The organism is Herbaspirillum sp. VT-16-41 (assembly GCF_001994935.1).
Lineage (GTDB): Bacteria > Pseudomonadota > Gammaproteobacteria > Burkholderiales > Burkholderiaceae_D > Herbaspirillum > Herbaspirillum frisingense.
Genome location: NZ_MUXB01000131.1, coordinates 35,559 through 61,436, shown reverse-complemented (window position 1 = coordinate 61,436; position 25,878 = coordinate 35,559). Strand labels below are relative to the sequence as shown.

Annotated in this window: 21 protein-coding genes; 8 read left to right on the top strand and 13 right to left on the bottom strand. The window is 63.7% G+C overall.

The genetic code is table 11. The annotated features are described in order from the left end of the window. Window positions 1–52: 52 nt before the first annotated feature. The 4 genes from BTM36_RS20115 to BTM36_RS20100 form a co-directional block, all read right to left on the bottom strand. On the bottom strand, window positions 53–2,047 hold the full coding sequence (locus tag BTM36_RS20115) for a methyl-accepting chemotaxis protein (protein ID WP_077237672.1): 1,995 nt from the start codon (window positions 2,045–2,047) through the stop codon (window positions 53–55). A gap of 313 nt (window positions 2,048–2,360) precedes the next feature. Further along, on the bottom strand, window positions 2,361–3,410 hold the full coding sequence (locus BTM36_RS20110; RefSeq protein ID WP_077237671.1) for a glycosyltransferase family 1 protein: 1,050 nt from the start codon (window positions 3,408–3,410) through the stop codon (window positions 2,361–2,363). Between the two features lie 44 nt (window positions 3,411–3,454). Then, complete coding sequence (locus BTM36_RS20105) at window positions 3,455–4,345, bottom strand: UDP-2,3-diacylglucosamine diphosphatase (RefSeq protein ID WP_077237670.1); 891 nt, start codon at window positions 4,343–4,345, stop codon at window positions 3,455–3,457. Continuing rightward, the gene (locus tag BTM36_RS20100) at window positions 4,342–5,109 is read right to left on the bottom strand and encodes a GNAT family N-acetyltransferase (protein ID WP_077237669.1); all 768 of its coding nucleotides are present in this window, start codon (window positions 5,107–5,109) and stop codon (window positions 4,342–4,344) included. The genes BTM36_RS20105 and BTM36_RS20100 overlap by 4 nt, the downstream gene beginning before the upstream one ends. A 490-nt stretch (window positions 5,110–5,599) precedes the next feature. Between BTM36_RS20100 and BTM36_RS20095 the strand changes: the two genes are divergently transcribed. Both BTM36_RS20095 and BTM36_RS20090 read left to right on the top strand, forming a co-directional pair. Then, on the top strand, window positions 5,600–6,382 hold the full coding sequence (locus BTM36_RS20095) for a 3-hydroxybutyrate dehydrogenase (protein WP_006464765.1): 783 nt from the start codon (window positions 5,600–5,602) through the stop codon (window positions 6,380–6,382). A gap of 63 nt (window positions 6,383–6,445) precedes the next feature. After that, on the top strand, window positions 6,446–7,171 hold the full coding sequence (locus BTM36_RS20090; protein WP_077237668.1) for an AraC family transcriptional regulator: 726 nt from the start codon (window positions 6,446–6,448) through the stop codon (window positions 7,169–7,171). On the opposite strand, the gene BTM36_RS20085 is transcribed toward BTM36_RS20090, so the two are convergent. Continuing rightward, complete coding sequence (locus BTM36_RS20085; RefSeq protein WP_006464763.1) at window positions 7,159–7,737, bottom strand: phosphonate degradation HD-domain oxygenase; 579 nt, start codon at window positions 7,735–7,737, stop codon at window positions 7,159–7,161. The two genes, BTM36_RS20090 and BTM36_RS20085, sit on opposite strands and share 13 nt — an antisense overlap. Window positions 7,738–7,923: 186 nt before the next feature. After that, window positions 7,924–10,173 carry a catalase/peroxidase HPI gene (gene katG / locus BTM36_RS20080; RefSeq protein ID WP_077237667.1) on the bottom strand — a complete coding sequence of 750 codons (2,250 nt, stop codon included), beginning with the start codon at window positions 10,171–10,173 and terminating at the stop codon, window positions 7,924–7,926. 595 nt (window positions 10,174–10,768) lie between these two features. On the opposite strand from katG, the gene BTM36_RS20075 reads away from it, so the two are divergent. Beyond that, window positions 10,769–11,329 (top strand): DUF4337 domain-containing protein, encoded by a 561-nt coding sequence (locus BTM36_RS20075; protein ID WP_077237666.1) that lies wholly within the window; start codon window positions 10,769–10,771, stop codon window positions 11,327–11,329. 216 nt (window positions 11,330–11,545) lie between these two features. Then, entirely contained in the window at window positions 11,546–12,496 is a 951-nt protein-coding gene (locus BTM36_RS20070) for a DMT family transporter (protein ID WP_077237665.1), read from the top strand. Between the two features lie 18 nt (window positions 12,497–12,514). Here BTM36_RS20070 and tcdA read toward each other — a convergent pair whose 3' ends face one another. The 5 genes from tcdA to BTM36_RS20045 all read right to left on the bottom strand — a co-directional run bounded on the left by tcdA (window position 12,515) and on the right by BTM36_RS20045 (window position 17,471). Then, the gene (gene tcdA, locus BTM36_RS20065) at window positions 12,515–13,381 is read right to left on the bottom strand and encodes a tRNA cyclic N6-threonylcarbamoyladenosine(37) synthase TcdA (protein ID WP_077237957.1); all 867 of its coding nucleotides are present in this window, start codon (window positions 13,379–13,381) and stop codon (window positions 12,515–12,517) included. A gap of 132 nt (window positions 13,382–13,513) precedes the next feature. Next, complete coding sequence (gene secF, locus BTM36_RS20060) at window positions 13,514–14,458, bottom strand: protein translocase subunit SecF (protein ID WP_006464758.1); 945 nt, start codon at window positions 14,456–14,458, stop codon at window positions 13,514–13,516. Window positions 14,459–14,542: 84 nt separating this feature from the next. After that, window positions 14,543–16,447, bottom strand: coding sequence for a protein translocase subunit SecD (gene secD, locus BTM36_RS20055; RefSeq protein WP_077237664.1), 1,905 nt, complete (start codon window positions 16,445–16,447; stop codon window positions 14,543–14,545). Between the two features lie 155 nt (window positions 16,448–16,602). After that, window positions 16,603–16,881: a preprotein translocase subunit YajC gene (yajC, locus tag BTM36_RS20050; RefSeq protein WP_008326581.1), complete on the bottom strand. Its 279-nt coding sequence runs from the start codon at window positions 16,879–16,881 to the stop codon at window positions 16,603–16,605. 284 nt (window positions 16,882–17,165) lie between these two features. Then, complete coding sequence (locus BTM36_RS20045; RefSeq protein WP_077237663.1) at window positions 17,166–17,471, bottom strand: hypothetical protein; 306 nt, start codon at window positions 17,469–17,471, stop codon at window positions 17,166–17,168. Window positions 17,472–17,852: 381 nt separating this feature from the next. Here BTM36_RS20045 and BTM36_RS20040 point away from each other — a divergent pair, with 381 nt between their 5' ends. Genes BTM36_RS20040 through BTM36_RS20025 form a run of 4 tightly spaced genes read left to right on the top strand, consistent with a single transcriptional unit; the run spans window position 17,853 to window position 23,521 of the window. After that, window positions 17,853–20,027: an ATP-binding protein gene (locus BTM36_RS20040; protein WP_254427049.1), complete on the top strand. Its 2,175-nt coding sequence runs from the start codon at window positions 17,853–17,855 to the stop codon at window positions 20,025–20,027. Next, on the top strand, window positions 20,024–21,061 hold the full coding sequence (locus tag BTM36_RS20035; protein WP_077237662.1) for an HD domain-containing phosphohydrolase: 1,038 nt from the start codon (window positions 20,024–20,026) through the stop codon (window positions 21,059–21,061). Before BTM36_RS20040 ends, BTM36_RS20035 begins: the two co-directional genes overlap by 4 nt. After that, window positions 21,058–22,026, top strand: coding sequence for an HDOD domain-containing protein (locus tag BTM36_RS20030; RefSeq protein WP_077237661.1), 969 nt, complete (start codon window positions 21,058–21,060; stop codon window positions 22,024–22,026). The genes BTM36_RS20035 and BTM36_RS20030 overlap by 4 nt, the downstream gene beginning before the upstream one ends. Next, window positions 22,013–23,521 (top strand): PAS domain-containing sensor histidine kinase, encoded by a 1,509-nt coding sequence (locus BTM36_RS20025; protein ID WP_077237660.1) that lies wholly within the window; start codon window positions 22,013–22,015, stop codon window positions 23,519–23,521. Before BTM36_RS20030 ends, BTM36_RS20025 begins: the two co-directional genes overlap by 14 nt. Window positions 23,522–23,628: 107 nt before the next feature. Here BTM36_RS20025 and tgt read toward each other — a convergent pair whose 3' ends face one another. Then, entirely contained in the window at window positions 23,629–24,759 is a 1,131-nt protein-coding gene (tgt, locus tag BTM36_RS20020) for a tRNA guanosine(34) transglycosylase Tgt (RefSeq protein ID WP_006464750.1), read from the bottom strand. Window positions 24,760–24,784: 25 nt separating this feature from the next. Next, window positions 24,785–25,801, bottom strand: coding sequence for a tRNA preQ1(34) S-adenosylmethionine ribosyltransferase-isomerase QueA (queA, locus tag BTM36_RS20015; protein WP_077237659.1), 1,017 nt, complete (start codon window positions 25,799–25,801; stop codon window positions 24,785–24,787). Window positions 25,802–25,878 lie beyond the last annotated feature (77 nt).

Below are 25,878 nucleotides of genomic sequence, written 5' to 3'. Positions count from 1 at the left end.
CGCACGTCGTGGGCTCTGGCGGGCGTGGTGTCAGGCGCTCAACGCCAGGTGCTCATGCTGCCGATAGCGCCACCTGCCGCGTCGCCAAGGGCGCCCTCTGAACAGGGGCACTGTCGTGGTCGGTACGAAAGACCGCGACCGCCTCGCGCAACAGTGACGCCTGTTGCTGCAGGCTTTCCGAGGCTGCCGCCGCCTGCTCCACCAATGCCGCATTCTGCTGGGTGATGGCCTCCATCTGGGTGATGGCGTCGTTGACCTGGCTGATGCCGGTACTCTGCTCCTGGCTGGCCTGGGTGATGTCGCTCATGATGCCGGCCACCTGGCGTACCGCCCCGACCACCTCGTTCATGGTCACGCCGGCTTCGTCCACCAGCCTGCCACCGGTGTCGACCTTGTCCACCGAATCGCCGATCAACTGCTTGATTTCCTTGGCGGCGCTGGCGCTGCGTTGCGCCAGTGAGCGCACTTCCGAGGCCACCACGGCAAAGCCGCGCCCCTGCTCGCCGGCGCGTGCCGCCTCCACGGCGGCATTGAGGGCAAGGATATTGGTCTGGAAAGCGATCCCATCGATGACGCTGATGATGTCGACGATGCGCCGCGAACTCTCCCTGATCTGGGCCATGGTCTGCACCACGTCGCCCACCACCTGCCCGCCGCGCTCGGCCAGACGGGCGGCGGAGCCAGCCAGCTGGTCGGCCTGGCGGGCATTGTCGGCATTGTTCTGGACGGTGGAGGTCAGCTCCTCCATGGCGCTGGCGGTCTCCTCCAGGCTGGAGGCCTGTGACTCGGTACGGCGCGACAGGTCGGCATTGCCGGTGGCGATCTCGCCGCTGGCATGCTGCATCAGGTCGATGCTGCTGCGCACCTGGGTCACGATGCCGCCGAGGCTACCGGTCATGCTGTTGAGGGAGCCCAGCAGTTGCGCCGTCTCGTCACGGCCGCGCACGACACTGTGCACGGTCAGGTCATAGGCCGCCACGCGCCTGGCCATGTCCACCGAGGCCAGCACCGGCTGTGTGACCGAGCGTGTGATCATCACGCCCAGCCAGGCGGCCAGCACCGCCAGCGACAGGATGGCCGCCAGCACCGACATCTGTTGCTGGCGCAGGGCGGCATTCTGGGCATCGAGTTGCGTGGACAGCACTGCGGTGGCCTCGCTGATGGCCTTGAACTGCTCATCGATGGCCTGGGTGAATTGCTTGAAGTAGGCGTCCGATGCATAGCTCACCTCCTGCGGCAGCAGGACCTGCTCGCGGGCCAGCTTGATGGCGTCCAGCCCCAGCCGGTTGGCACTGTCGAATACAGTCCCCAGGCGGGCACCGATATCGGCATTGGCTGCCACACCCTTGGCAAAGGACCGGCGGGCCACCAGCAGTCGCTCTTGCGCCCGCTCCAGCATGGCCACCAGTTCCAGCCGGTCTTCGCGCTTGATGTCCTTCTTGAGCAGCAGGCTGGCACCACGGGCGCGCGCCCGGCCGAGGTCTTCGGTGAGCATCGGCATGGCGATGAAGGCGGCGTTGATCAGCTGGGTGCTATCGAAGTCAGGATCGATGGTGTAGTGGAAATGATCGAGCATGCGTTCGTTGAGGTCGAACAAGGCGCCGATCACGGCGCTATGGGCAGCAAAGCTTTCCGGCGCGGCCAGCTGACGGGCTCCGACTGCGTCCCTCACCTTGGTCCAGGCCTGGACCTGGGCCTGCAGCAGCGCGCCGGCCTGGGCATCGCTCTTCTGCATGCCCTGCATGGCCTGCGCCAGCGCCTGCAGGGCCTGGTCCACTTCCGTCGCCTTGGCCTGGCGGGGTGCCACCATGTCGGCGGCGCCGTTGAGCATCACGGCCGACATGCCGCGATGCTGCTGCATCAGTTGCACGCTGCGCAGTAAGCGCCTGACCGGCTCGACGCCCTCGATTTCCTCCTTCTTGAAGCGGATCACGCGTTCGGTGCTGAGAACGTACAGTGTGGTCGGCACGCCGAACAACACCAGTCCCAGCAGACCCAGCAATGCGAATTTCTGCCACAGTTGCAGATTGGCAAGCACAGTCTTCATCTCTCTCCCCTCCTGTTGTTGGTTTTCCTATCCCTTCTGCCATCTCGCGGCGGCGGATGCTGAAGCCCTCACCAACCACTGCGGACGTAACTGTAAATCCAGCTGCCGTCTGGACTTTTGAGATTTAGCAAATTCCATTCCAACAGCGCAGGAATGTCTGCGCTGCCGCAGAGCTTGCGCTGTTGAGCGGACGCTGAAAAAGATCGCTCGCTTGGAAACCGGGAGCAGGAAGGAAGAAAAGAACGAAAAGGACGAAATGGGAAAAACGGAAGGGAAGGAAGATGCCGCGCCGCCTCGCCGGCGCGGCGGCGGATCAGGGCGTCTCGCCGAGTGCCTTGATCGCGGCAGGCTTGCCCGGTGCCGCGCGGTGCGCCAGGTGCAGATGCTGCAGGAACTGCTGGGTGGCCGATTCCCATGAGCGGCTGGCGGCATGGGCGCGTACCGCCTCATGGTCCAGCCGCAGGGCTTGCAGGCAGGCCTGCTTGAGGTCATGACGCAGGATGCCGGAGACGCCATTGTCGACCACGTCGATCGGCCCCTCGACCGGATAGGCGGCCACGGGGATGCCGCAGGCCATGGCTTCCAGCAATACCAGGCCGAAGGTATCGGTCTTGCTGGGGAAGACGAAGACATCGGCGCAGTTGTAGTAGGCCGGCAGTTCGTCATGTCCCTTGGCGCCCAGGAAACGCACCTGCGGATAGCGGGCGCTCAGTTCTTCCAGTTGCGGGCCATCGCCCACCACCCATTTGGTACCGGGCAGGTCGAGCTTGAGGAAGGCTTCGATATTCTTTTCCACCGCCACCCGGCCCACATAGAGGAACAGCGGGCGCTCGATGCAGGCGTGGTCTTCCACCGCCGGGCGGAAGTGCTGGGTATCCACGCCGCGGCCCCACAGCACCACGTTGCGGAAGCCCTGCTCCTGCAGCGCGGTCTTCATCGCCGGGGTGGGCACCATGATGGCTTCGGAGCGGCCATGGAACCAGCGCAGCAGACGATAGGTGATGGCCTTGGGCAAGAGCTTGCGGGCGGCCAGGTATTCGGGGAAACGGGTGTGGTAGGCAGTGGTGAAATTGAGCTTGTGACGCAGGCAGTAGCGGCGCGCCGCCAGCCCCATGGGCCCTTCGGTGGCGATGTGGATGCAGTCGGGCTGGAAGCCTTCCAGGGCGGCCGCGATGCGGGCGTAGGGCTGGTAGGCCAGGCGGATTTCGGGATAGGTCGGGCAGGCGAAGGTACGGAAGTCGCGCGGCGACAGCAGCAGCACTTCATGGCCGAAGCTGCGCAGGCAACGTACGGTGGAGCGCAGGGTATTGACGACCCCGTTGACCTGGGGTTCGCCGGCGTCGCTGATGATGGCAATGCGCATAAATCGTATCAATAATGTAAAACTTCAGGAGCAGGTTCGATGCTTCAGGCCGTCGCCAGCTCGCGTGCGGCCATGCGGGCTTCCTTGCCGGCCCGCTTGAGCTGCATGATTTCCTGCCAGGTCACCAGGCGCAACGCGCCGTCGGGGTCTTCCACCAGTGCCGACAGGCTCTCGACCCAGTCGCCGTCGTTGCAGTAGACGACACCGCCGATGTCGCGGATCTCGGGCTTGTGGATGTGGCCGCAGATGACGCCGTCCAGGCCCCGCTTCTTGGCTTCATCGGCCAGTGCGTCCTCGAAGGAGGTGATGTAGTTCACCGCGTTCTTGACCTTGGACTTGAGGTATTGCGACAGCGACCAGTAAGGCAGGCCGGCACGGGCACGCCAGCTGTTGAACCACTGGTTGAACTTGAGGATCATGGTGTAGAGCGAATCGCCCACGTAGGCCAGCCACTTGGCGCAGGCGATGACGCCATCGAAGCGGTCACCGTGCAGCACCAGCATGCGTTTGCCTTCGGCGGTGACGTGCACCAGTTCGTCACGGATCTTGATACCGCCGAAATCGAGGTCGATGAACTGGCGGATCACTTCGTCGTGGTTGCCCGGCACGAAGATGACGTTGGTACCCTTCTTGGCCTTCTTGAGCACCGTCTGCACCACGTTGTTGTGGCTCTGGTCCCAGTACCAGCGACGCTTCAACTGCCAGCCGTCGATGATGTCGCCCACCAGGTAGAGGGTATCGGACTCGGTGGCGCGCAGGAATTCCAGCAGGCGCTCGGCCTGGCAACCGGTGGTGCCCAGGTGGATGTCGGAAATCCAGATGGTGCGAAAGCGCAGCGGATCGCGTCGCGCTTCGTCGTCACCGGCATCGTGCTCAGACCCCAGGTCGGCGAACAGCCCCTGGGCTTTTTCCATGAACTGTTCGCGTGGCTTCATGCGGCCCTCGAGTCTTTCAGATAGTGGCGGGCGTAGCGGCTGTCGAGCTTGGACAAGGGCAGCAGCAGGAAGAAATCGGCCGAGTGAAAATCAGGGTCCCAGGCCGGTTCGCCGCAGACCCAGGCGCCGCTGCGCAGGTAGCCGCGCAACAGCGGTGGAATCTGCGGTTCGATGCCGGCTTCGCGGTCTTCCAGCGGGAAGGGCAGCAGCGGCGTGACGCGGTAGTCGGGCGGCGCCAGGTTCTTTTCGCGGAAGGCGTGGTACAGCGCCGCGGCATTGTGGCCGCCATCGGCCAGGCTGACGCTGGCGCAGCCCATCAGGTATTCGCAGCGTTCCTTGCGCATGTAGGCAGCCAGACCGGCCCACAGCATCATGATCACGCCGCCGCTGCGGTAGTCCGGGTGGATGCAGGCGCGGCCGGCTTCGGCGATGACGCCGCGGATGTTGTCCAGGCGCGAGAGATCGAATTCCTGTTCCGAGTAGAACTTGCCCATGCGGCGCGCGCCATGCGGGCTCAGGACGCGATAGGTGCCGACCACGGAGAGGGTCTTGCTGTCGCGTACGATCAGGTGGTCGCAGTAGTCGTCGAACTCATCCTTGTCCAGGCCTTCGGGGTTGGCCAGGGCCGACAGGTTCATCGCTTCGATGAAGACCTTGTAGCGCAGGCGCTGTACTTCGCGCACTTCTTCCGGGGTGCTGGCCAGGCTCAGATTGAGCTTGGCAAAACTCGGATTGGCATCGGCAGGAATGGTAAGCAGTCTCATGCATTGTCCTTTATGGTGATGGGTGAGGAGGAAGTCAGGTGATCGGAAGCAACCGGTAAAAATAAGGGCTTGTTCCAGTCGACCTGACGCTACCCCCCCAAAAGTGCGGCTGCTCCAGAATGAAATCGAAACATCTATTGTCGATTTTCGAGATTCAGCCGATATCCCCGGGATAACGCTGCACAGACTAACCAGCGATTGTTTCACCCACATGACCTCTGCAGCGGTTTTGGCGGTGCAGCAACAAGAGCCGCGCCAGCGTTACAATGGCGTGACAAAGCGTCGCCGGGAGACCTCCGCAATCGGGGCAAGGCGAACGCGCGAGGGTAAGGAAACGGGGCAACACCCCAAGGAATCTTTCGATGACCCGTTCATCGAAACCATGGACCGATGACTGGCATCGTTGATCGGGCGCAACAGGGTAACCAGCGCCGATGGCGATGACGGTCAGGCTTTGCAAACTCCGTCAACTCGAAACATAAGGAAGATCATGCTACTCAAGGATAAAGTCGCTCTCATCACCGGTTCGGCCAGCGGCATCGGCAAGGAAATCGCGGTCGAATACGCCAAGCAGGGCGCCAAGGTGGTCATCGCCGACCTGGCCCTGGAAGCGGCCAAGGCGACGGCCGAAGAAATCGTCAAGAACGGCGGTACCGCCATGGCCGTGGCCATGAACGTGACCGACGAGACCCAGGTCGACAAGGGTGTGGCCGATGCGGTCAATACCTACGGTGGTCTGGACATCATGATCAGCAACGCCGGCATCCAGATCATCAGCCCGGTGACTGAGCTGTCGCTGGAGAACTGGCGCAAGATGCTGGCGATCCACCTGGACGGCGCCTTCCTGACCACGCGCGCGGCGATGAAGGCGATGATCAAGCAGGGTCGCGGCGGCTCCATCATCTACATGGGTTCGGTGCACTCGCACCTGGCCTCGGCGCTGAAGGCGCCCTACGTGACGGCCAAGCACGGCCTGCTGGGCCTGGCCAAGACGGTGGCCAAGGAAGGCGCCAAGGACAAGATCCGCACCAATGTCATCTGTCCCGGCTTCGTGCGCACGCCGCTGGTGGAAAAGCAGATTCCCGAGCAAGCCAAGGAATTCGGGATCAGCGAAGAAGATGTGATCAAGAAGATCATGCTGAAGGACACCGTCGATGGTGAATTCACCACCACCCAGGACGTAGCCCAGACCGCAGTCTTCCTGGCAGCCTTCCCGACCAATGCGCTGACGGGTCAATCGGTGGTGGTCAGCCACGGCTGGCACATGCAGTAAGCCTGGCACGCGGTGTCACCGGCGACGGTGACACCGCCTGGCAGCGCCCCGCTCTCCCCCATCTTGGACACCCAACTCCACCTGCGCAGCTACCGCGACGAGTCGCCGGCGCATCGCCATGATTTCCCGCAACTGGTGCTGCCGCTGGCCGGCCGGCTGGAACTGGACATCGGCGGTCACCAAGGCTGCGCCGACAGTATCACGGCGGCCTTCGTGGAACCCGGGGCGGCGCACGCGACCAGCGCCGGCGGTGCCAATCGGGCGCTGGTGCTGGACCTGGCGCCCAGCATCATGAGCGACCTGCAACTGGAGAGTCTGGCGCGCACCCCCTTCGTGACGCTGACGGCGGCGGCCGGCAAGCTGGTGGAGTTCATGGCGCTGTCGCTGGACCAGAGCCCCTCCGGCGCGAGCCTGCAGCACTGGGTCCCGCTGCTGCTGGATACGCTGGCGCGACATCCGCCACAGGCCAGGTCGCGCCTGCATCGCATGCTGGCCCAGGTCGAGGCACAGCTGGCCCATCCCTGGACGGTAGCCGACATGGCCGCGCTGGCGGCCATCAGCCCCAGCCGCCTGTATGAATGGTTCCAGCAGGAATTGGCGACTTCCCCCCGCGCCTGGCTGGCCGAGGTGCGCATGGCGCAGGCCTGCCGCCTGCTGCGCACCAGCGCCCTGCCGCTGGCATTCATCGCTCAGCGTTGCGGCTATGGCGACCAGAGCGCGCTGACGCATGCCATGCGCAAGCTGCGCGGCACCACACCCTCGGCGTACCGCAAGCGCTACCTGGCCTGAATCCCCTGCCCGGCACCGGGCGCGACCAGACATTGATCGAAGTAGCGCGCAAAGTGCGCGAAATCGGGCGTGGCCATCCCGGCGGTCTTGGCGCGGTCATCCCACCGCCGCAGCCGCACCGCATCCACGGCATGCGGACGGTCGATGAAGGCCGCCGCCTGTTCCACATCGAAGACCCCGCCCTGCAGCTGCAGACTGCGCACGGAATCGGCCGACAGCGTCGAAAAATAATCCGCATCGGTAGCGCACAGGTAGCGCTTGGCATCCACATGCAGCGCGATCGGTGCCAGCACGGCGTCGCTGAACACGCCTCGCAGGAAAGGCAGGATGCGGTACTGGTGCAGGTCGTCGATGCCGGCCAGGGTCGGGGTCTGGCCCAGGTCTTCCAGCAAGTGGCCGAGGTCGTGCAGCAGGCTGGCCACGATGAGACTGGGCGCGGCCCCCTCCTGCTCGGCCAGCAGCGCCGATTGCAGCGCATGCTCCAGTTGCGTGACCGGCTCACCGGTGTATTGGGTGTGCCCATGCCGTGCGAACAGCAGGGCGATGTCATCCAGGCTCAGGGCCATCGTACGCCTCGTTGATAAAGAAAAATTCAGTCCGCCACTATATTCCTCGCAGATGGCGACTCCATGACATCGGCATGACATCGACCGTGTCGTGGCGGCGGCCAGGCAAAAAAAACGGCGAGCCCTGAGGCCCGCCGACTCCTGCTGTCCTGCATCCGAGGCTGCCGGCAAAGGCAGCCAGCGGTCTTACTTCTTCAGGTCGTAGCGATCCAGTTCCATCACCTTGACCCAGGCCGCCACGAAGTCCTTGACGAATTTTTCCTTGGCATCGGCACTGGCATAGACTTCGGCCAGGGCGCGCAGCACGGCGTTGGAGCCGAACACCAGGTCGACGCGGCTACCGATCCACTTGACGGTGCCACTGGCGCGGTCGCGGCCTTCGAACTCTTCCTGCGCCGGCGAGGTGGACTTCCATTCGGTGCCCATATCCAGCAGGTTGACAAAGAAGTCGTTGGAGAGCACGCCCACCCGGCTGGTGAACACGCCCTTGGTGCTGCCGCCGACATTGTTGCCCAGCACGCGCAGGCCACCGACCAGGACCGTCATTTCCGGCGCGGTCAGGGTGAGCTGTTGTGCCTTGTCGATCAGCATGTCTTCGCCACGCACGGCATAACGCTGCTTCTGGAAGTTGCGGAAGCCATCGATGACCGGCTCCAGCGGCTCGAAGGAAGCGACGTCGGTCTGCTCCTGCGAGGCATCCACGCGACCGCCATGGAAAGGCACGCTCACGGACACGCCGGCATCCTGGGCGGCCTTCTCGACGGCGGCGCTACCGGCCAGCACGATCAGGTCGGCCAGCGAGACCTTCTTGCCACCCTGGTTGAAGGCGGACTGGATGCCTTCCAGCGTGGACAGCACCTTGGCCAGCTGGGCCGGCTGGTTGGCCGCCCAATCCTTCTGCGGGGCCAGGCGGATGCGGGCACCGTTGGCGCCACCGCGCTTGTCGCCGCCACGGAAGGTGGACGCCGACGCCCAGGCGGTCGAGACCAGTTCGGACACCGTCAGTCCCGAGGCCAGCACCTGGGCCTTGAGCGCGCTAATGTCAGCGGCCTGCAGCGCCGGTGCATCGGCCTTGGGCAGCGGGTCCTGCCAGATCAGCTCTTCGGCCGGCACTTCGGGGCCGAGATAACGCGACCGCGGTCCCAGGTCGCGGTGGGTCAGCTTGAACCAGGCGCGGGCGAAGACCTCGGCGAACTGGTCGGGGTTTTCCAGGAAGCGGCGCGAAATCTTTTCGTAGGCCGGATCGACGCGCAGCGACAGGTCGGTGGTCAGCATGGTGGGACGCATCGGCGCGCCACCATGGGCATGCGGAATCACCGCGTCGGCACCCTTGGCCACCCACTGGTGGGCACCGGCCGGGCTCTTGGTCAGTTCCCATTCGTAGTTGAACAGGTTCTCGAAGAAATAATTGCTCCACTGCGCCGGGGTCTGGGTCCAGGTCACTTCCAGGCCGGAGCTGATGGTGTCGCCTGCGGCACCGCTGCCGAAGCTGCTCTTCCAGCCCAGGCCCTGGCTTTCCAGGTCGCCGCCTTCGGGTTCGCGGCCGACATGCTTGGCGTCACCGGCACCGTGGGTCTTGCCGAAGGTATGACCGCCAGCGATCAGGGCCACGGTTTCTTCGTCGTCCATGGCCATGCGGGCGAAGGTTTCGCGGATGTCCTGGGCAGCGGCCAGCGGGTCGGGATTGCCTTCCGGGCCTTCCGGGTTGACGTAGATCAGGCCCATCTGCACGGCGGCCAACGGGTTTTCCAGATTGCGGCCGGCCGGGGCGGTACGCGCCTGTTCCTGGCCGTGACGGTCGGCGTCGGCGGTGATTTCGCCGTGAGCGGCGCCGGCCTTGCCCTTGCCGTAGCGGTCATCACCACCCAGCCAGGTGGTTTCGGTACCCCAGTAGACGTCCAGGTCCGGCTCCCATACGTCTTCACGGCCACCGGCGTAGCCGAAGGTCTTGAAGCCCATGGTTTCCAGCGCCACGTTGCCGGTCAGGATCAGCAGGTCGGCCCAGGAGATCTTGTTGCCGTACTTTTGCTTGACCGGCCACAGCAGGCGGCGGGCCTTGTCCAGGTTGACGTTGTCGGGCCAGCTGTTGAGGGGGGCAAAACGTTGCTGGCCGCGACCGGCGCCGCCACGGCCATCGCCGATACGATAGGTGCCTGCACTGTGCCAGGCCATGCGGATGAACAGCGGGCCGTAATGACCGAAGTCGGCTGGCCACCAGGGCTGGGAATCTGTCATGACCTTGGCCAGGTCGGCCTTGACGGCCGCCAGGTCCAGGCTCTTGAAGGCTTCTGCGTAGTTGAAATCCTCACCCATGGGGTTGGATTTGGAAGAATGCTGGGCCAGCAGGTCCAGACGGAGCTGCTTGGGCCACCAGTCGCGGTTGCTGGTGCCGCCGCCGGCGGTGTGGTTGATGGGGCACTTGGCTTCATTCGACATTGCGTTCTCTCCTGTTGATCGACCCGATGGTCACGACGCCCGGACCGGAAAACGGGCATCTCTGTGGCCTCACCCGGCGCGGCTGGGGTGAGGCGGCTTGATACTGCGGCAATAGGCTGACTGCGTTCTGCTACCACGCCATGACACCATCCGGTCATGACGCCGTGCTGCGGGGCCAGCCTTGCCTTGTCCCGGTCATGCTTGCGAAGAACCATTAATGTAATTCATCAAAAACAATCCGTTGATTGTCTTTTTGTATAACACCAGTCAATAAATCCAATCCCATCCATTCAGAATTTGTGGCTCATCAGTGTAGCCAAAGGCTGCTCTTCCTGCAGCACTTGCCCCGTCTTTCAATATGAGCCGGGATACCCATCGCCACACAGTCGCCGCTGCTGCAGCCGTGAGGAAATGCGAATTTTGTACTGACAGACTGTACTTTCGGGCAGATGGGGCTGGCATGCAGGGCCACCCCATGCCGCAGGAAAATACGAGCATTGCAATGATTCAGGTCAACCGTTCCTGATGTGAATCGTTCTTGGAACGCCGCCCTCTCTTGGGTGGCCCTCATTTCCTCCACATTACAAGAACCATCATGACGGAAGCCACCGAAAACCTGGAACACGCCGAGCACGCCCATGCGTCCGGCAACAAGAAGCTGGCCTTGCTCATCGCCATCCTGGCGCTGGTGCTGGCCATTACCGAAACCATGTCCAAGTCCTATCAGACCGAGGTCATCCTGAAGCACCAGGAGGCGGCCAACCTGTGGTCCTTCTTCCAGGCCAAGTCGGTGCGTGGCAATGCGGCGCAACTGGCCAAGCAGCAGCTCACCCTGCTGGGCAACCCCAAGGATGAGCGGGTCAGTTCGGCCATCGCCAAGCTGGATGACGCCATCGCCCACTACGACAGCGACGAGAAGAGCGGCGAAGGCAAGAAGGAACTGGCGCACAAGGCGCGCGAAGCCGAGCATGAGGCGCATGCCTACATGGCAAAGTACGAGAAGATGGAAATGGCAGCCGGCATGCTGCAGGTGGCCATCGTGCTGGCCTCGGCCACCATCATCACCGGCGTGGCGGTGCTGGCCTACCTGTCCATGGGCATCGGCGCGGTAGCACTGGCCTTTGTGGGCGCGGGCTTGTTCGGCACGGTGATCTGACCCCACCCCCGTCATCACCGACAACGCCGGCCCAGTGCCGGCGTTGTTGTTTGTGTTTGTATTTCCGCCTGCCGGTTCTTCCGGCGGTGGTGCAATGTGAATGGTCAGGTTCGCATGCCTGCACAATAAAACCGTAGTCCACGACAATTCAGGCGGGCCCGGCTGCGGCATACTGCCAGCCTTTGCACACCTGTTGTGGCACGACCACCCCGATTCATGCGTTCCAACACCATCCTGCAAGGCATCTTCTACGGCGCGCTGGCCGGCGCCGCCTGGGGCCTGGTCTTCCTGGCGCCGGAACTGACCCGCGCCTTCTCGCCCTGGCAATTGACGGCCGGGCGCTACCTGGCCTATGGCCTGTTCGCCGCCGTGCTGATCGCGCCGCGCCTGCGCAAGCTGCTGCCCCACCTGGGCCGCGCCGAATGGCGGGCGCTGGTGTGGCTGAGCCTCTTGGGCAATGTGGTGTATTACGTGTTCCTGGCCAGTGCCGTGCAATTGGGCGGCATGGCGATGACCTCGCTGGTGATCGGCTTCCTGCCGGTGGCGGTGACCATCATCGGCAGCCGTGGCCACGGTGCACTGCCCTTGCGCAAGCTGGCGCCTTCCCTGGCGCTGGGCCTGGCAGGCATCGCCTGCGTGGCGTGGCAGTCGCTGGGCAGTGGCGCGGTGGGTGCCAGCACTGGTGGCTTCGGGGATGGCGTGATCGGGTTCTTCTGCGCGCTGGCCGCGCTGGTGTCGTGGACCGCCTACGCGGTCGGCAACAGCCGCTGGCTGGGGCGCCTGCAGGCGATCTCGGCGCATGACTGGAACCTGCTGATCGGCGTGGTCACCGGGCTGTTGTCACTGTTCGTGGCAATACCGGCCTTCACGATCATGCTGCAACCGCATCCACAAAGTGAATGGTGGCACTTCATCGGCGTATCGGCGGGGGTGGCGATCTTTGCCTCGCTGTTCGGCAATGCCTGCTGGAACAAGGCCAGCCGGCTGCTGCCGCTGACCATGATCGGCCAGATGATCCTGTTCGAGACCTTGTTCGCGCTGCTCTATGGCTTCCTGTGGGAACAGCGCTGGCCGACCCTGCTGGAAATCGCGGCGATGGTACTGGTTACGGCCAGCGTCCTGCTGTGCGTGTCCGCGCACCGGGTCGATGAAGGCGGCGGACACTGAGGGCTGACGGCCTGCACTTCACCCGGCTGCAGCAGCGATATCGGCCTGTGCGGCCAGCTTCTTCAACACATGGGCGGCCGCCACCAGGCCGAAGGTAGCGGTCACCACCATGGCCGAGCCAAAGCCGGCGCAATTGAGGCCAGTAACACCGGCTTGCGTGCTGTCGGCGGCATCCTCGCCGACATCCATGTCTTCGGCGGGAGCGACCTCGCAAACCTCACCCTCGGCCAACTCCGGGAAGCGCAGGGGTTCGGTGGAGAACACGGCATCGATGTGGAACTTGTTCTTCGTCCCGCGCGGGAAGCCGTGCTGCGAGCGCAGGCGCTTGCGTACCTTGGCCAGCAGCGGTTCCTGCTCGGTGCGGCAGAGGTCGCGGATTTCAATCTGCGTCGGATCGATCTGGCCGCCAGCACTGCCGATGGTGACCATGGGCATGCCGTTCTTGCGGCACCAGGCGATCATGGCGACCTTGGCCGGGACGTTGTCGATGGCATCGATGACGTAGTCGAACCGTCCGCCACCCAGCATCTGCTCCACATTCTCGGGATCGACAAAATCCTCCACCTCGGTCACCACGCAGGTCGGATTGATCTGCCGGATACGCTCATGCAGGGCCGTGACCTTGGCCTGGCCCAGGGTCTCGGTGAGGGCGTGGATCTGGCGGTTGACGTTGGATTCGGCCAGGTTGTCGAGGTCGATCAGGGTGAGATGGCCGATGGCGCTGCGCGCCAGTGCCTCGACGATCCACGATCCCACGCCCCCTACCCCGACCACGCACACCCGCGCCCGGCCAAAGCGGTGCAGGGCGGCGGCGCCATACAGGCGGGCCACGCCGCCGAAGCGGCGTTCATAGTCGATATCGTGCAGGTCGGTGGATGTGCTCATGATCAAAAAAACGTCATTCGGTGATGCAATGGGGTGAAGTAAAGCATTATCCCGGCTTTGCGTCCTTGCGGGATTCTCATGAAAAAGGGCCGCAGCGCGAACGCTGCGGCCCTCATTGGCGGTGGCGCGGGATCAGACCACGGCGCCGCCGTTCTCGTCCTTGACCTTGACCGGCTTGATCAGGTCTTCGCGCTTGACGCCCAGCCACATGGCCAGGGCGGCGGCAACGAACACCGACGAATAGATACCGAACAGGATGCCGATGGTCAGCGCCAGCGCGAAGTAGTGCAGCGTCGGGCCACCGAAGAAGAACATCGCCAGCACCATCATTTCGGTACTGCCGTGGGTGATGACGGTACGCGACATGGTGCTGGTGATGGCGTGGTTCAGCACTTCCGGCGCGGACAGCTTGCCGAAGCGGCGGTCACGGAAGGCTTCGCGCACCCGGTCGAAGACCACCACCGATTCGTTGACCGAATACCCCAGCACGGCCAGGATGGCGGCCAGCACGGTGAGCGAGAATTCCCACTGGAAGAAGGCGAAGAAGCCCAGGATGATGATGATGTCGTGCAGGTTGGCGATCACCGCCGCCACCGCGAACTTCCACTCGAAGCGGAAGGCCAGGTAGATCACGATGCCCAGCACCACCATGCCCAGTGCCAGCAGGCCGTCATGGGCCAGCTCGTCACCCACCTGCGGGCCGACGAATTCCACCCGCTGCAGGCGCACGTCCGGGTCGTCCGCCTTCAGTGCGGCATTGACCTTCTCGCTCTGCTGGCTGGCGTTCACACCGGCCTGCGCGGGCAGGCGGATCATCACGTCCTGGGCGGTGCCGAAGCTTTGCACCAGGGTGTCGCGATAACCCAGTCCTTCGATGGACTTGCGGATCTTTTCCAGGTCGGCCGGCTTGTTGTAGGCCACTTCCATGACCGTGCCGCCGGTGAATTCGATGGAGAAGTGCAATCCCTTGGAGAACAGGAAGAACACCGCGGCCACGAAGGTCAGTGCCGAGATCGCATTGAAGATCAGGGCATGACGCATGAAGGGAATGTCTTTTTTGATGCGGAAAAATTCCATCACTATCCTTTCGGTGCCGGTCGCGCCACAAGAGGGGCGACCGGCTCAAATCTGGCTGTGCTGCTGTTTCGGGTGAGCCGTCGCTTACTTGACGTTGCGCTTGGCGGAAGCCTTGCCGGAGGTGGACAGTACCTCGCTCTCGGGCTTCCAGATCTGGCCGATGGCCAGGCCCGTCAGGCGCTTCTTGCGGCCATACCAGAGGTTGACCACGCCGCGCGAGAAGAACACGGCCGAGAACATCGAGGTCAGGATGCCCAGGCAGTGCACCACGGCAAAGCCGCGAATAGCGCCGGAACCGAAGATCAGCAGCGCCAGGCCGGCGATCAGGGTGGTCACGTTGGAGTCCAGGATGGTCGCCCAGGCGCGGTCGAAACCGGCGGCGATGGCGGCCTGCGGCGAATTGCCGGCACGCAGTTCTTCACGGATGCGTTCGTTGATCAGCACGTTGGAGTCGATCGCCATACCCAGTGCCAGGGCGATAGCGGCAATACCCGGCAGGGTCAGCGTCACCTGCAGCGTGGACAGCAGGGCCACCAGCAGCAGCACGTTCACCGACAGCGCCAGGGCGCTGAAGAAACCGAACAGCTGGTAGTAGATCACCATGAAGACAGCCATCGCCAGGAAGCCGTAGAGCACCGAGTCGAAGCCCTTCTTGATGTTGTCGGCACCCAGTTGCGGGCCGATGGTGCGTTCCTCGATGATGTCCATCGGAGCAGCCAGGGAACCGGCGCGCAGCAGCAGGGCCAGGTCGCTGGCGGCTTCGGGCGAACCCATGCCGGTGATCTGGAAACGCGAACCCAGTTCGGAACGGATGGTGGCTACGGTCAGGACTTCGCCCTTGCCCTTTTCGAACAGGACGATGGCCATGGCCTTGCCGACCTTGTCGCGGGTGGCTTCGCGCATCTTGCGGCCGCCGTCGCCATTCAAGTCGATGCTGACTGCCGGCTGGTGGTTTTCATCGAAGCTGGCCGAGGCGTTGGAGATGTAGTCGCCGGTCAGTACCGGTTCCTTGTTCAGGACCACCGGGGCACCCTTGCCGACCTTGAACAGCTCGGAGCCGAAGGGGATGGCCGAGGTCTCTTCGGTGCCACGCACCACGCTCTCGTCGACCATGCGCACTTCCAGGGTGGCGGTACGGCCGATGATGTCCTTGGCGCGCGAGACGTCCTGCACGCCCGGCAGCTCGACCACGATGCGCTCGGCGCCCTGGCGCTGGATCAGCGGCTCGGCCACACCCAGCTCGTTGACGCGCTTGGACAGGGTGCTGATGTTCTGCTTGACGCCGTCTTCCTGGGTCTGCTTGATGGCTTCCGGACGCAGGGTGCCGACCAGCTTGAGGTCATCGCCCGAACCGGCGTCGGTGAGCAGCATTTCCTGCAGCTCGCCCAGGGCGGCGCGGGCCTTGTTACGGGTATCGGCATCGCGGAAGGAAATCTCGATGCTGTCGCCACTGCGGTTGATGCCGCTGTGGCGGATGTTCTTGTCACGCAGCAGTCCGCGCACGCTGGCCTGCAGGCCTTGCAGACGCTTGTTGACGATGGCCTTGACGTCGACCTGCATCAGGAAGTGCACACCACCGCGCAAGTCCAGACCCAGATACATCGGGAAGGCGTGCAGGCTCTGCAGCCACTGCGGCGTGTTGGGCAGCAGGTTGAAAGCGACGATATAGGTCGGGTCGCTGGGGTCGGTATTGAGTTCCTTTTCCAGCAGGGCCTTGGCCTTGAACTGGATGTCGGTGGTGGCGAAACGCGCGCGCACCGAGGGCTGCGAACCGGTGTTGTCGAACGCCACACTCTCTGCGCCGAGATTGCCTTGTTTCAGGATCTGATCCACCCGGCCGGCCACGGCGGGTTCGACCTTCAGGGTCGACTTGGCGCTGCTGATCTGTACCGCGGGGGACTCGCCGAAGAAGTTCGGGACGGTATAGATCACGCCGAACAGCAGGGCCAGGACGATCAGTGCGTATTTCCAGAGAGAGTAACGATTCATGGTCTTGTGCTTCGAGCTTGCGGGAGAGGACGGCAGGGACCTGCCGCCCTGTTCAGAACCCGGGTGGAAAAACCGCAGGGTTCTAACAAGATGGGCGCATCAGCGATGCGCCCATGGGTTCGCCGGCACGCGGGCCGACCGAACCGGTCAGGCCATTACAGGCCCTTGATGGTGCCCTTGGGCAGCAGGGTGGTGACAGCGCCCTTTTGCACGACGACTTCGGTGCCTTCAGCCACTTCGATGGTGATGTAGCCATCGGCCACCTTGGTGATGCGACCCAGCAGGCCACCGGAGGTGACGACTTCGTCGCCCTTGCCCAGTGCGTCCATCATGGCTTTCTGTTCTTTCTGACGCTTCATCTGCGGGCGGATCATCAGGAAGTACAACACCACGAACATCAGGATGATCGGCAGGAAGCTGGCCAGGTTGCCCATCGCGCCACCAGGGGCTGCTGCGGCCGTTTGCGCGTATGCGTCGGAAATAAACACGTAAGGCTCCAAAGGTTGATTAAAAATAGCCCTGCATTCTAGCACTGCACCAGCGCTATGACGCCAAATCGGGACGTCTTGCCGCAGATCAAGGGAGAAATGGCTATTTTCACGGCCGCCGCCCTGGAGGGGCGCGCGGCGGGAGCCGCCGTGGCAGGCGGGGTCAGGACCGGTCGGGGATCAGGTGAGAAATCAGGTCGGGGAATGAGGTCGGGGAAAGAGATCGGCAATCAGTACACCACCAGCACCGAGCGTTCGCGCTGGTCCACCAGCAGCAATGCCCGTCCATCCGGGCTGCCGGCCATCACCCCGCCGCAGGTATTGGAGACGGCAGCGCTGCCGTTGACGATCTGCACCACCACATTGCAGCGCGTGGGCACCACGGCCGAAACGGCCAGCCGCGCCGTGGTGGCGGCCTGCAACTGCTGGCGCGACCAGCCGCACAGCACCAGTGCCAGGATCAGCAGCGTGGCGCTCCAGCGCAGCAGATGCGGACGGGACAGTACCTTCGAGGGGAGATTGTTCAGATTGTTCATAGCGCAGGCTCCTTGTCATCAGTTGGGCCACTGCATTCTTCGACTATGAATCCATTTTAGTTAAATTTATCGATTAAATGAATTAAATTAATTTGACAGGATAAATTAACACAGTTGATTTTTTCACCATCGATACTGACTCCATCGGTCGATGAGCGGCTTCAACAAAGACTTTTTGACTTATCTACAACAAACCCGTCGGGTTTTTCCTGCCTTTTCCTGACCCCATTTCGTGGCTAGAATGCGAACGAATAAAGCAATTTTCACAATTTACAAAACCAATTCGTTATAATTGATTTCAATGTCCCAGGCCTTGGGGAGGTGATCCCGCGCCGCCCTGCCAGCCACCATCGGAGTTCAAAGAAGCATGGAGATCATTTCGTGAGACCAGAGGCAGCCCATCCATCAGCGCGGCGCGACGGGCGTGCGCTGTTGCTGCTATCGGAAGCCTGCTTTGCGGCGCTGGCGGTGTTCGCGCTGTGGCAGACCGATCTGCCGGCCTGGCTCACGCTGGGCCTGCTGGCGCTGTGGGGAGTGCGGGCGTTGATCCTGTTGCGCTTCATGCGCGAGAACCAGCGTGCCGCACGCAGCCTGGTACTGGCCAAGGAGGCGGCCGATCACGCCATGCTGACCCGGGGTGCCTTCCTCTCGACCATGAGCCATGAAATCCGCACGCCCATGAATGCCGTGCTGGGCATGGCCGGCCTGCTGCGCACCACGCGCCTGGACAGCCAGCAGACCGAATTCGCCAAGGCCATCGAGGATTCGGCCAATGCCCTGCTGGGCATCGTCAATGACGTGCTCGACTTTTCCAAGATCGATGTGGGCAAGATGGACATCGCCGTGGTCGAGTTCGATCTGCTGGAAGTGGTGGAAGCCAGCGCCGAAGCGCTCTCCTTCAAGGCCCGCGAAAAGCAGGTGCGCCTGCTGGCGCATGTGGATCCGCGTCTGCCGCCCAGGCTGCTGGGCGACCCCGGTCGCATCCGCCAGATCCTGCTGAACCTGCTGGGCAATGCGCTCAAGTTCACCCACCGCGGCGAGGTGCTCTTGCGAGTGCAGGCGCTGCACGTGGCGGGTGATCATTGCCGGCTGCGCTTCGAGGTGCGCGACAGCGGCATTGGCATGGATGAGGAAACCATGCGGCGCCTGTTCTCGCCGTTTTCGCAGGCCGACAGTTCGGTCACGCGGCAATACGGTGGCACCGGCCTGGGCCTGTCGATCTGCAAGCGGCTGGTCGAACTGATGGGCGGCCATATCGGCGTCGACAGCAGCCCCGGTGCGGGCTCCTGTTTCTGGTTTGAACTGGGGATTCCGGTGGCGCCATCGGCGGCGTTGCCGCCCAGAAGCTTTGCAGCCAAAAAGCGACAAGTTGCGCTCATCGAAACCCACGACGCCAGTGCCGCCATGCTGCATGAAACCCTGCGCGCGGCCGGCCTGGAGACAGTGCGCTACGGCAGTGCCAATGACGCCCTGGCCGCGCTGACCGGCCCCCTGGCCACGACCACGGGCATCGATGCCGTCATCGTCAGTTCGGAGGTACGCGATATGCCGGCCCCGGCGGTACTGGCGCAGCTGCAGTCGGCCCGCCCCGGCATGACGTGCGTCTTGCTTGACCACGGCGTACACGGCCTTAATATAGACGGATCACCAACACCCACCCCAGCCACCGTGCTGCAGTTGCCGTTGCGCAAGCAGCAGCTGTTGCGCGCGGTGATGGGGGAGATGAATGGAACGGGCAAGGGGGAGCAGCAGGTCGATGCAGCGCCAGCGGTCCTGGCGCGCTCGCCAGGGCTGCAGGGGCCGCAGGAGGCGCAGAGCCTGCTGCTGGTGGAAGACAACGTAATGAACCAGAAGGTGGCGGTGTACCAGCTCAATGCCATGGGCTACGCAGTCGAGATCGCCTCCAATGGTGCGGAGGCACTGGAAAAGCTGGCGCAGCGCGACTATGCGCTGATCCTGATGGATTGCCAGATGCCGGTCCTGGATGGCTACGAAACCACGCGCCGCATCCGGCGCATGCAGGGCGAGCTGATGCATACCCCCATCGTCGCGATGACCGCCAATGCCATGGCCGGTGATCGCGAACAATGCCTGGAGGCGGGTATGGACGACTATCTGACCAAGCCCTTGCTGCGCTCGCAACTGGCGGCGATGCTGACGCATTACCTGCCGCCGGCAGCGCCACAGCAGGCGGCCGAGCAGGCCTTGCCGATCATCGACGAAGCCCGCCTGGAGGAACTCTTTGGCGAGGACACCGGGCTGGCCAGCGACATGCTGGACATGTTCATCGAACATACCGGGCCCGTGATGGAGGACCTGGCGCGCCAGGTCCAGGCCAGCGAACCCTTGCTGGGCGAGATCCAGGCCCTGGGCCATCGCCTGGCCGGCAGTTGCCTGAACCTGGGGATACAGACACTGGGTCAGCTGGGACGTCAGATGGAAATCGCTGCCCGCCAGGGGGAACTGGCGCAGGTACGCACGCTGGCCGGGGAATGTGCGACCGCATTCGCCGCGCTGCGTGATCACATACAACAGAGGGGCCGGGGGAGCACATGAAAATACTGATCGTCGACGACGACAAGACCAATCTTTCACTTTTCACGCACATGCTGGCGCAGTTGCCGGACACCAGCATCAGCACCTGTCCCGATGCCTATGAGGCGCTGGACTGGTGTGGCACCCACGAGCCCGACCTGATCCTGCTGGACTACATGATGCCGGGCATGGACGGCCTGGGTTTCCTGTCGCGCTTTCGCGCCATGCCGGGCCAGGAAATGACGCCGGTCATCATGATCACCGCCGACATGGGCCTGCAGGTACGCCATCAGGCGCTGCAGATGACGGCCAACGATTTCCTCTCCAAGCCGGTGAACCGGGTGGAGCTGCTGGCGCGGGTCAAGAACATGCTGGCCATGCGCAAGTCGCAGCTGGCCATGAGCCAGAAGATCGAACACCTGGCCGAGGAAGTGGAACAGAAGTCGCACCAGAGCAATACCCTGGCACTGAACTCCATGGACCTGCTGGTGCGTGCGGCCGGCTATCGCGACCCCGAGACCGGCGAGCATCTGCTGCGCATGTCCAACTACACCCGCATCATCGCCGCTCACCTGGGCCTGCCTCAGGAAGAACAGGACCTGCTGTTCAATGCCGCGCCGATGCACGACATCGGCAAGATGGGCATCCCCGACCATATCCTGCTCAAACCCGGGCGGCTGGATGAGGAAGAACTCAAGGTCATGCGCCTGCACGCCCAGATCGGCGCCGACATCCTGCGCGACAGCCCTTCCCCGCTGCTGCAGACGGCTTCGCTGATCGCCCGCACCCACCACGAGAAGTGGGATGGCAGCGGCTATCCGAACGGTCTCAAGGGCGAAGACATCCCGCTCTATGGCCGCATCGTGGCCGTGGCCGATGTGTTCGATGCACTGACCTCGACGCGCCCCTACAAAAAAGGCTGGAGCCTGGAAGACGCCTCGCGCTATCTGCGCGACAATGCCGGCAGTCATTTCGACCCGCGCTGCGTGGAGGCCTTCTTCGCCGGCTGGAACGACGTGCTCGACATCCACAACCGCTACCAGGAAAGCAAATGATGCTGACCTTCATTGAACCGACCCTGTTCGAGAAGCTCAGGAGCGCCCAGGCCCTGCCCTCGCCGGGCGGGGTGCGCCTGACCATCATGCGCCTGTGCGCGCAGGACGATCCGGACATGGCCGAACTGATCCATCTGGTGCAGGCCGACCCGGCCCTGTCCGGACGCATCATCCGCATCGTCAACGTGCTCAATGCGCACCGGGTGCGACCGATCGCCTCGGTCAGCATGGACAGCATGCTGCTGGTGGGCCTGCAGGCGGTGCGCCAGCTGGCCCTGGCGCTGTCGCTGGCCGAGACCACGGCGCCGGCCTCCTGCACCAACTTCAAACTGCCGGCATTCTGGGCCCACAGCTTTGCCATGGCCTGCAGCGCCCAGGCCATCAGCGGCCATACCCGGGTGGCGCCACTGGGCGAGATGTTTACCACGGGGCTCCTGGCCAACATCGGCAAGCTGACCCTGGCCTCGGCCCATCCGACCGGCTATTCCTCGCTGCTCACGCGGGTGCTGGAGCCTTCGGCCCAGCTGGCCATGGAGCAGTCGCTGTTCGGCTTCAACCACCTCAACATCGCCGCGGCGCTGATGCAGGACTGGAAGATTCCTGAACTCTTCTGCGACGCGGTCCTGCATTACGAGTCGCCCAGCCTGCCGGACGCCCTGCCCGCGCCACGTCCGCTGGAAATCATCTGGACCCTGTATCTGTCCTCGGCCATGGCCGAGCTGGGCTGCGGCGCGCCGCAACTGGCCGAGGCGGCGCTACAGAAGGTCGCCACGGCGCTGCCACAAATGCAGCTGGCACCGCACGATTTCCCCGAGCTGTACCAGCAGGCCGGCGAAGACTGGCAGGACTGGACGCAGACCATGCATATCGCCGGCAAGTCGCTCTGGCAGGGCCTTCCTGCCCAGGTCCACGACCGGCTCCTACGCCTGCAACAAACCGGCAGCGACGACGATGCTGCAACTTGAACAACTGCTGCTCAGTGAAGCGCCGGACGCCTATGTCCTGATGGACATGCAAGGCCAGGTGATCTACTGGAACCGCTGCGCTGAACAGATCTTCGGTTATGCCGCCCAGGAAGTGCTGGGCCAGCATCTCTCGGATTTCATCGTGCCGCCCGAACGGCGCATGGAGGAAGACCGCGTCTTCGCCGATACCATCAGCCTGGGGCGTGCCGAGTGCCAATCCATCCGGCGTCGCAAGGATGGCTCCCTGCTGCACCTGTCAGTGTCCAACAAGCTGCTGCGCGACGAGCAGGGCCATCCGCAATACGTCCTGTCCTGCAAGCGCGATATCAGCCAGGCCACCGTGCTGCGCGACATCAGCCTGATCGCCGCCAGCGTGCACGGCCTCTACGATTCGCTGCCGGACGGCATCATCGTGGTCAACGCGCTGGACCGCATCGTGCTGGCCAACCGCCGGGCCGGCGAATTGTTCGACTGGGAGGTGGCCGAGCTGACCGGCTGCGCCATCGATGTACTCATTCCGCAGCGCTTTCTGGCCATGCACGCGCAGAACCTGGTGACCTATCTGAATCATGCCGCACCGCTGGCCAGCAACCCGACGCCCGACCTGTGCGGATTGAAGCGCAACGGCAGCGAGTTCCCGGTTGACGTCAGCCTCAGTCCGCTGGTGGTGGAAGGCGAGACCTTCCTGCTGATCGCGGTGCGCGACATCAGCGACCGCAAGCGCATCGAAGAAGACCTGGCCGAAAAGAACCGCGCCCTGCAGGAAGCCATGGAGTCACGCAACCGCTTCCTGGCCAATACCTCGCATGAACTGCGCACCCCGCTCAATGCCATCCTGGGCTTCACCGACATCCTGCTCACCCGCATGGGTGGCCCATTGACGGCGGAACAGGAACAGCAGTTGCAGACGGTACACGACAGCGCCGAGCACCTGCTGGGCCTGATCACCAGCCTGCTGGATGTGTCGCGCATGGAGACCGAGGACGCCGACCTGATCCCCGAGGCCCTGCTCTGTTCGCAGCTGATCGATGAAACCGTGAGCATGCTGCGGCCGGCCGCCGAGAAGAAGGGCTTGCTGCTGGAGGTGGAAGCCGGAGCGGGAGCAGAAGCGGGGACAAGGGAAACCGTGATCCACACCAACCGTCGGGCGCTGGGGCAGATCCTGCTGAACCTGGTGGGCAATGCCATCAAGTTCAGCGAGCACGGGCAGGTGCGGGTGCGATGGCGCCAGCAGCCGCATGGTGACAGCACCACCACCTTCATCGAGGTGCAGGATAGCGGCTGCGGCATCAGCGAGCAGGATCAGCAGAAGCTGTTTCGCGCCTTTACCCAGCTCGACGCCTCGGCCTCACGCAAGCATGAGGGCATGGGCCAGGGCCTGTACCTGAGCCAGAAGCTGGCGCACCTGATGGGCGGTGCCATCAGCGTGCAGAGCCAGGTAGGCCAGGGTAGTTGCTTTACGCTGTGCCTGGAGCAGAAAACGGCCGGAAACTGAGATCCGGCGGGGATGGCATGGTCGACGACCGGCACGGGATATGAACAATTCTTCCCAAACCTTGCACGATTGCGCCAGGCCTGTTCACCGGCCCGCGCCGGCTTGGCTCAGTCCACGCCGCGGGCGCGGTCTTCCTTGAATTTCTTGACGAAGTCCTGGAAGGTACCGGCGTCGATGGCGTCGCGCATCTCCTGCATCAGCTGCAGGTAGTAATGCAGGTTGTGCACGGTATTCATGCGTGCCCCGAGGATTTCGCCGGCGCGGTGCAGGTGGTGCAGGTAGGCGCGCGAGAAGTTCTTGCAGGCGTAGCAGTCGCAGGTCTCGTCGAAGGGACGGTCGTCGTTCTTGTACTTGGCGTTCTTGATCTTGACGTCGCCGTAGCGGGTGAAGATCCAGCCATTGCGCGCATTGCGGGTGGGCATGACGCAGTCGAACATGTCCACGCCATTGGCCACCCCTTCGACCAGATCCTCGGGCGTGCCCACGCCCATCAGGTAGTGCGGCTTGTCGGCCGGCAGGCGCGGGCCGACGTGTTCCAGCACGCGCATCATGTCTTCCTTGGGCTCGCCCACCGACAGGCCGCCAATGGCGAAGCCGTCGAAACCGAGCTCCTCCAGCCCGGCCAGCGACTCGTCGCGCAAACCCTCGAACATGCCGCCCTGGACGATGCCGAAGAGCGCATTGGGATTCTCGCCGCGGTCGAATTCATCCTTGGAACGCTTGGCCCAGCGCAGCGACATGCGCATGGACTTGCCGGCCTCTTCGCGAGTAGCCGGGCGGCCATCGATCTCGTAGGGCGTGCATTCGTCGAACTGCATGACGATGTCCGAATTGAGCACGCGCTGGATCTGCATCGAGATCTCCGGCGAGAGGAACAGGCGGTCGCCGTTGATGGGCGAGGCGAAGTGCACGCCCTCTTCGGTGATCTTGCGCATCTCTCCCAGCGAAAACACCTGGAAGCCGCCGGAGTCGGTCAGGATGGGCTTGTCCCAGCCGATGAACTTGTGCAGCCCGCCGAACTTGCTGACCACTTCCAGCCCCGGGCGCAGCCACAGGTGGAAGGTATTGCCGAGGATGATCTGGGCGTTGATTTCCTTCAGTTCCAGCGGCGACATGGCCTTGACCGAACCATAGGTACCGACCGGCATGAAGATGGGAGTCTCGACGGTGCCGTGGTTCAGTTTGACGCGGCCACGACGGGCGCGGCCGTCGGTCTTCAGGAGGGTGAATTCCAGCATGGGGTTCTCTGTTTCTCTCGATGTTTCAGGTACGGGTCAGCAACATGGCGTCGCCATAGCTGAAGAAGCGGTATTGCTGCGCGATCGCATGGGCGTAGGCGGCGCGGATGTGCGCATAGCCGGCGAAGGCCGAGACCAGCATCAGCAGGGTCGACTTGGGCAGGTGGAAATTGGTCACCAGCAGATCGACGGTCTTGAAGGTGTAGCCGGGCGTGATGAAGAGCTGGGTGTCGTCGCTGCCGGCCTGGAGCTGGCCGCTCTGCGAACCGGACTCCAGCGCCCGCATGCTGGTGGTGCCCACGGCGACGACGCGCCCGCCGGCGGCCTGGGTGGCACGCACGGCCTCCACCGTCTCCGGCGAGATGGTGTACCACTCGCTGTGCATCTTGTGCTGCGACAGGTCTTCCACCCGCACCGGCTGGAAGGTGCCGGCGCCCACGTGCAGGGTCACGAAGGCCTGCTTGACGCCGCGCGCGGCCAGTTGTTCCAGCAGCGCCTGGTCGAAGTGCAGGCCGGCGGTGGGCGCGGCGACCGCGCCGGGTTCCTTGGCGTAGACGGTCTGATAGCGGGTTTCGTCGTAGGCGTCGGCTTCGTGATCGATGTAGGGCGGCAAGGGCAGGCTGCCGTATTGCTCCAGCAGTTCGAAGGCGTCCGCCGGGAAGTGCAGCGTATAGAACTCGCCGAAACGTTCACCTACCGTGACATCGAAGGCATCGGCCAGGCGGATGCGGCTGCCCGGCGGCGGCGACTTGGAGGCGCGCACCTGGGCGTGCACGGTACGCGCATCGAGGATGCGTTCGACCAGGGCCTCGATCTTGCCGCCGGTTTCCTTCACGCCGAACAGGCGCGCCTTGATCACGCGGGTATCGTTGAAGACCAGCAGGTCGCCGGGCTGCAGCAGGTCGACGATGTCGGAAAAACGGCGGTCGGTCAGCTGCGCACCCTGCACCTGCAACAGGCGCGAGGCACTGCGCTCGGCCAGGGGGGTCTGGGCGATCAGCTCGGGGGGGAGATCGAAATCGAAGTCGGAAAGAGAGTACATGCTTGCAAAATAATGATGGAGGCGGCGTCGACAGCGACCAGTGCTCAAACGCGATCGAGAGAAAACGAAAGCGAGAA